This is a genomic window from Myxococcus sp. AS-1-15 (assembly GCF_020037055.1).
Classification (GTDB): domain Bacteria; phylum Myxococcota; class Myxococcia; order Myxococcales; family Myxococcaceae; genus Myxococcus; species Myxococcus fulvus.
In genome coordinates this window covers 1-7,844 of sequence record NZ_JAIQDF010000041.1, presented here as the reverse complement: position 1 = coordinate 7,844, position 7,844 = coordinate 1, and the positions used below count along the sequence as shown (strand labels likewise).

Genomic DNA, 7,844 nt, shown 5'->3' with positions numbered 1-7,844 from the left:
GAGGACACCCAGTGCACGCAGGTGGTGGGCGAGCTGGTTGGAGCGCGCGTCGAGCTGCGAGTAGGTGACAGCCTCATTCCCCGAGACAACAGCGACTGCGTCGGGTGAACGGGCCACCTGCTGCTCGAACAGCGCATGCACGCTCGCGTTGCGCGGATAATCCGTGACGGTGTTGTTCCACGTCGAGAGCACGGCCTGCTTCTCGGCGGACGTGAGCAGCGGAATCTGGCGGAGCTGCGTCTCCGGTGAAGAGACGACCTCGATCAAGAGCACCGAGAAGTGCTGTGCGAGGCGCTCCATCGAGGTCGCGTCGAACAGGTCGGTGTTGTAGTTGATGATGCCGGAGAAGCCGTCCTTGCCCTCTTCGAGGAGGAGGCTGAAGTCGTACTTGGACGTCTCGATGCTCGGAGGCACGCCACCCAGCGTGACTCCAGGGAGCGTCAGTGCCTCTTCCGGAGCGTTCTGAAGCGTGAGCGTGACCTGGAACAGGGGCGAACGGCTGAGGTCGCGCTGCGGCTGCAATTCCTCGACGAGCTTCTCGAACGGGATGTCCTGGTGCTCGTAGGCCGCGAGGGTGTTCAGGCGCACCTGTCCCAGCAGCTCGCGGAATGAACGCCGCGCATCGATGCGTGAGCGCAGGACGAGGGTGTTGACGAAGAAGCCGATGAGGCCCTCCGTCTCGGAGCGGTTGCGGTTCGCGATGGGCGAACCCACGGAGATGTCGTCCTGTCCCGAGTAGCGAGAGAGCAGGAGCTGGAAGGAGGCCAGCAGGACCATGAAGGGCGTGGCACCTTCGCGCTGGGCCAGCTCCTTCACCTGGGCACTGAGGTGCTTGGAGAGCGCCACAGGCACGACGGCGCCGCCATAAGTCTGGATGGCGGGACGAGGCCTGTCCGTGGGCAGCTCCAGCGCCGGAGAAGCGTCCGCGAGCTGCTTGCGCCACCAGTCGATCTCCGAGGCGAGGGCGTCGCCATGGAGCCACTGGCGCTGCCAGACGGAGAAGTCAGCGTACTGGATGGGCAGGGGCGCGAGCTGCGCGGCCTCTCCACCGGAGAACTGGCGGTAGAAGGCGGCGATTTCCCGCGTGATGACCGCGATGGACCAACCATCCGAGATGATGTGGTGGGCGGTGACGAGGAGGAGGTAGTCCTCGTCGCTCAGTCGCACCAGTGACGCGTGCACGAGCGGACCGCGGGACATGTCGAACGAGTACAGCGCCTCCGCGCGCGTCAGTCGTTCGGCTTCGGTTTCGCGAGCCGCGGGCTCCAGTCCTCGCAGGTCGATGACAGGCAGCTCGAGTCGAACGTCAGGACGAATGACCTGAACGGGCTGACCGTCGTGGACCGCGAAGTGAGTACGGAGCACCTCATGGCGAGCGAGGAGTGCGTTGAGCGACTGGCGCAGCGCGCTGACATCGAGTGCGCCGGAGAGCTTGAGGGCCCAGGGGATGTTGTAGGTGGAGGAGCCAGGCTGGAGCTGGTCGAGGAACCAGAGGCGCTGCTGGGCGAAGGAGAGAGGCAGCGGCTGGGAGCGGTCGACAGGGACGAGCGGAGGCTGGAGGGAAGCGGAGCCGTGCTGCTCCAGGCGCTGAGCGAGCAGAGCGACGGTGGGCGCGGCGAAGAGCTCACCGAGAGGGAGCTCGACGCTGAAGGCGGAGCGGATGCGAGAGACGACCTGGGTGGCGAGGAGGGAGTGGCCACCCAACTCGAAGAAGTCGCCGTGGAGGCTGACGCGCTCCAGGCCGAGGACGTCGGCGAAGATGGAAGCGAGACGGGCCTGTGCGGGAGTGGAGGGCTCAACGAATTCGTCGGCGGAAGCCGCCGAGGCGAAGTCGGGGGCAGGCAGAGACTTCCGGTCGAGCTTGCCGTTGGCGGAGAGGGGGAAGGCCGACAGCGAGACGAAAGCCGAGGGCACCATGTACTCGGGCAGTCGCTGCTGGAGGAAGCTCTTGAGCGAGGTGGTGTCGACGGAAGAGTCGCCAGAGGTGAAGTAGGCGACGAGGCGCTTGTCACCAGGGACGTCCTCACGAGCGAGGACGACGGCCTCCTGGATGCCGGAGAAGAGACGCAGAGCGGCCTCGACTTCGCCGAGCTCGATGCGGAAGCCACGAATCTTCACCTGGAAGTCGTTGCGGCCGAGGAACTCGAGGGTGCCGTCAGAGAGCCAGCGAGCCTTGTCACCGGTGCGGTAGAGGCGAGCACCGGGGGCGCTGCTGAAGGGATGCGGGACGAAGCGCTCGGCGGTGAGGTCCGCGCGGTTGAGGTAGCCCCAAGCCAGACCGTCACCACCGACGAAGAGCTCTCCCGGGACGCCCGGAGGAAGCGGCTGGAAGGAGGAGTCGAGGACGAAGGCGGAGGAGTTGGAGAGAGGCGAGCCGATGGGGACGGAGCGGGAGACTTCGTCACCGTGGCGGAGGGAGTGAGTGGCGGAGAAGGTGGTGTTCTCGGTGGGGCCGTAGCCGTTGACGAGGACGTGGCCTTCGGGGAGGCGGGCGAGGTGCTCACGGACGCGGTGAGGCGGCAGCACGTCACCGCCGGCGAGCAACTGGCGCACGCCAGAGAGGGCGACGGGCTGGTGCGCAACCATCTGCTCGAAGAGAGCCGCGGTCAGCCAGAGAGAGGAGACCTTCTCGCGGGAGAGGACGGCACCCAACTCCTCCAGGGAGAGGGAGTGAGGAGGCGCGAGGACGAGCTTGGAGCCGTGGAGCAGGGCCCCCCAGATTTCGAGGGTGGAGGCGTCGAAGGCGACAGGAGCGGCGTGGAGCCAGACTTCCGAAGCGCCGAAGTGGATGAAGGAAGAAGAGACGAGGCGAGTGACGCCGCGGTGAGGAACGCAGACACCCTTGGGCTCGCCGGTGGAGCCTGAGGTGAACATGACGTAGGCGAGGTCGTCGCCAGAGACGTCAGAGGGCAGCGCAGTCGTGGGCCGACGTGAGATGCGAGAGGCCTCCTCATCGACGAGGAGGAGGACGGCGCCGAAGGCCGGCAAGTCGTCTGCGACGTCGGAGTGGGAGACGAGGACGCCTGCGCCGGACTCGCGGAGGACGAAGGAGAGGCGCTCGGAGGGCCAGGCCTTGTCGAGGGGGACGTAAGCCGCGCCGGCCTTGAGGATGGCCAGAAGGGAGACGATGAGGTCAGCGGAGCGGTCGAGGCGGACAGCGACGCGAGAGCCGGGGAGGACACCCAGTGCACGCAGGTGGTGGGCGAGCTGGTTGGAGCGCGCGTCGAGCTGTGAGTAGGTGACAGCCTCATCCCCGGAGACAACGGCGACTGCGTCGGGCGAACGGACCACCTGCTGTTCGAAGAGCGAGTGGATGCTGGCATCGCGCGAGTAGGCGGACTGCGCACCGTTCCATGCAGGGAGCAGTTGCTTCTCTGCCGGTGTGAGCATCGACACGAGGCCGAGCTGTCTGTCGGGGCTGGTGAGAAGCCCATCGAGGAGCACCGCGTAGTGACGAGCGAGGCGCTCCATCGAGGCCGCTTCGAACAGATCGGTGTTGTAGTTGATGATGCCCGAGAAGCCTTCGCTTCCTTCGTCGAGGAGAAGGCTGAAGTCGTACTTGGACGTCTCGATGCTGGGCGGGAGGGCGTCGAGGCTGAGCCCGGGAAGCGTCAGAGCCCCCTCGGGTGCGTTCTGGAGCGTGAGCGTGACCTGGAACAGGGGCGAACGGCTGAGGTCACGCTGAGGCTGGAGTTCCTCGACGAGCTTCTCGAAGGGGACATCCTGGTGCTCGTAGGCCGCGAGGGTGTTCAGGCGCACCTGTCCCAGCAGCTCACGGAAGGACTGCCTGCCATCCAGGCGTGAACGGAAGACGAGGGTGTTGACGAAGAAGCCGATGAGGCCCTCCGTCTCGGAGCGGTTTCGGTTGGCGACGGGCGAGCCGACCGAGACGTCGTCCTGTCCCGAGTAGCGAGAGAGCAGGAGCTGGAAGGAAGCCAGCAAGACCATGAAGGGCGTGGCGCCCTCGCGCTGGGCCAGTTCCTTCACCTGGGTGCTGAGGTGCTTGGAGAGTGCCACAGGCACGACGGCGCCACCGTACGTCTGGATGGCGGGCCGGGGCCTGTCCGTGGGTAGCTCGAGAGAAGTGGAAGCGCCGGCGAGCTGCTTGCGCCACCAGTCGATCTCCGAGGCGAGGACGTCGCCATGGAGCCACTGGCGCTGCCAGACGGAGAAGTCGGCGTACTGGATGGGCAGGGGCGCGAGCTGCGCGGCCTCTCCATTGGAGAACTGGCGGTAGAAGGCCGCGATCTCTCGGGCGATGACGGAGATGGACCAACCGTCGGAGATGATGTGGTGGGCGGTGACGAGGAGGAGGTACTCCTCATCGCTCATCCTCACCAAGGTCGCATGAACAAGAGGGCCCTGAGCGAGGTTGAAGGAGTGCTGGGCCTCCTGTCGCATCAGCGCCTGTGCTTCGGTCTCGCGAGCCGCGGGCTCCAGTCCTCGCAGGTCGACGACAGGAAGCTCGAGCCGAACGTCAGGCTGGATGACCTGAACGGGCTGACCGTCGTGGACCGCGAAGTGAGTGCGGAGCACCTCGTGGCGCGCGAGGAGCGCGTTGAGCGACTGATGCAGCGCGCTGACATCGAGGGAGCCGGAGAGCTTGAGGGCCCAGGGGATGTTGTAGGTGGAGGAGCCGGGCTGGAGCTGGTCGAGGAACCAGAGGCGCTGCTGAGCGAAGGAGAGAGGCAGCGGCTGGGAGCGGTCGACAGGGACGAGCGGAGGCTGGAGGGAAGCGGAGCCGTGCTGCTCCAGGCGCTGAGCGAGCAGAGCGACGGTGGGCGCGGCGAAGAGCTCACCGAGAGGGAGCTCGACGCTGAAGGCGGAGCGGATGCGAGAGACGACCTGGGTGGCGAGGAGGGAGTGGCCACCCAACTCGAAGAAGTCGCCGTGGAGGCTGACGCGCTCCAGGCCGAGGACGTCGGCGAAGATGGAGGCGAGGCGAGCCTGGGGGGGAGTGGAGGGCTCAACGAATTCGTCAGCGGAAGAGGCCGAAGCGAAGTCGGGAGCAGGGAGCGACTTGCGGTCGAGCTTGCCGTTGACGGAGAGGGGGAAGGCCGTCAGCGAAACGAAAGCCGAGGGCACCATGTACTCGGGCAGTCGCTGCTGGAGGAATCCCTTGAGCGAGGTGGTGTCGACGGACTGCTCTTCTGCGGCGATGAAGTAGGCGACGAGACGCTTGTCACCGGGGACGTCCTCACGAGCGAGGACGACAGCCTCTTGGATGCCGGAGAACAGGCGCAGAGCGGCCTCGACTTCGCCGAGCTCGATGCGGAAGCCGCGAATCTTCACCTGGAAGTCGTTGCGGCCGAGGAACTCGAGGGTGCCGTCGGAGAGCCAGCGGGCCTTGTCACCGGTGCGGTAGAGGCGAGCACCGGGGGCGCTGCTGAAGGGGTGAGGGACGAAGCGCTCGGCGGTGAGGTCGGCGCGGTTGAGGTAACCCCAAGCCAGGCCGTCACCACCGACGAAGAGCTCTCCCGGGACGCCCGGAGGAAGCGGCTGGAAGGAGGCGTCGAGGACGAAGGCGGAGGAGTTGGAGAGAGGCGAGCCGATGGGGACGGAGCGGGAGACTTCGTCACCATGGCGAAGGGAGTGAGTGGCGGAGAAGGTGGTGTTCTCGGTGGGGCCGTAGCCGTTGACGAGGACGTGGCCTTCGGGGAGGCGGGCGAGGTGCTCACGGACGCGGTGAGGCGGCAGCACGTCACCGCCGGCGAGCAACTGGCGCACGCCAGAGAGGGCGACGGGCTGGTGCGCAACCATCTGCTCGAAGAGAGCAGCGGTCAGCCAGAGAGAGGAGACCTTCTCGCGGGAGAGGACAGCACCCAACTCCTCCAGGGAGAGGGAGTGGGGAGGCGCGAGGACGAGCTTGGAGCCGTGGAGCAGGGCCCCCCAGATTTCGAGGGTGGAGGCGTCGAAGGCGACGGGAGCGGCGTGGAGCCAGACTTCCGAAGCGCCGAAGTGGATGAAGGAAGAAGAGACGAGGCGAGTGACGCCACGGTGGGGAACACAGACACCCTTGGGCTCGCCGGTGGAGCCTGAGGTGAACATGACGTAGGCGAGGTCGTCGCCAGAGACGTCAGAGGGCAGCGCAGTCGTGGGCCGACGTGAGATGCGAGAGGCCTCCTCATCGACGAGGAGGAGGACGGCGCCGAAGGCCGGCAAGTCATCTGCGACGTCGGAGTGGGAGACGAGGACGCCTGCGCCGGACTCACGGAGGACGAAGGAGAGGCGCTCGGAGGGCCAGGCCTTGTCGAGGGGGACGTAGGCCGCGCCGGACTTGAGGACGGCGAGCAGGGAGACGATGAGGTCAGCGGAGCGGTCGAGGCGAACAGCGACGCGAGAGCCGGAGAGGACACCCAGGGCACGCAGGTGGTGGGCGAGCTGGTTGGAGCGCGCGTCGAGCTGCGAGTAGGTGACAGCCTCATCCCCGGAGACAACGGCGACGGCCTCCGGCGAACGGACCACCTGCTGTTCGAACAGCGCATGCACGCTCGCGTTGCGCGGATACTCGACGGCAGTGCCACTCCAGTTCGTGAGGACCTGCGCCTTCTCCTCCGTGGAGATGATGGGCAGGTCATTCAGCGTCAGATCGGGGCGAGTGACCGCGGCCTCAAGCAACACGGTGAAGTGACGGAGCAGGCCCTTCATGGTGGCCGCTTCGAACAGATCGGTGTTGTAGTTGATGATGCCCGAGAGCTGCTCGGCCTCCGTGAACAAGAGGCTGAAGTCGAACTTCGACGTGTTGATCTCGGCTGGCAGCGCCGTGATGTCGAGTCCCGAGAGCGCCAGAGATGACTCCGGCGCGTTCTGCAGGGTCAACGAGACCTGGAACAAAGGGGAACGGCTGAGGTCGCGCTGAGGCTGGAGTTCCTCGACGAGCTTCTCGAAGGGAACGTCCTGGTGCTCGTAGGCGGAGAGCGTGCTCAGGCGCACCTGTCCCAGCAGCTCGCGGAACGAACGCTGTCCTTCGATTCGCGCACGCAGGACCAGCGTGTTGACGAAGAAGCCGATGAGGCCTTCGGTCTCGGAGCGGTTGCGGTTGGCGACGGGGGAGCCGACCGAGATGTCGTCCTGCCCGGAGTATCTGGAGAGCAGGAGCTGGAAGGAAGCCAACAGGACCATGAAGGGCGTGGCGCCCTCGCGCTGGGCCAGGGCCTTGACGGCCTGAGTGAGTTCCCGAGAGAGCTCGATGGGAAGCACGGCGCCGCGGTAGGACTGAACGGCGGGGCGAGGCTTGTCGGTGGGCAACTCGAGCGCGGAAGCGGCGCCCGAGAGCTGCTGACGCCACCAGTCGAGCTCGGAGGCGAGGACGTCGCCGTGGAGCCACTGGCGCTGCCAGACGGAGAAGTCGGCGTACTGGATGGGCAGGGGGGCGAGCTGCGCGGCCTCTCCGCCCGAGTACTCGCGGTAATACGCACCCAGCTCGCGGACCATGACCGCGATGGACCAACCGTCCGAGATGATGTGGTGGACGGTGACGAGCAACAGATGCTGCTCGTCATCCGTGCGGATGAGTGAGGCACGGACGAGTGGCCCTCGGGCCAGGTCGAACGGTAGCGAGGCCTCTTCCCGCGTGAGTCGCTCGGTGGTGGCCTCCTGCTGTGCAGGCGCGATGCCTCGCAGATCCACCAAAGGCAGTTCGAGCCGGAGATCGTCCTGGATGATTTGGACGGGCTGTCCTTCGTGCGTGGAGAAGCGAGTGCGAAGGACCTCGTGGCGCTGGGTAAGAGCCTGGAGGGACTTGAGGAGAGCGGAGGAGTCGAGTGAGCCGGAGAGCTTGAGGACCCAGGGGATGTTGTAGGTGGAGGAGCCGGGCTGGAGCTGGTCGAGGAACCAGAGGCGCT

Annotated in this window: 1 protein-coding gene; it reads right to left on the bottom strand. The window is 66.4% G+C overall.

Annotated features, from left to right (window positions below; translation table 11 throughout):
- Nucleotides 1–7,844: non-ribosomal peptide synthetase (locus K8625_RS43225; RefSeq protein WP_223786057.1), on the bottom strand; the 7,844-nt coding region annotated here is incomplete at both ends.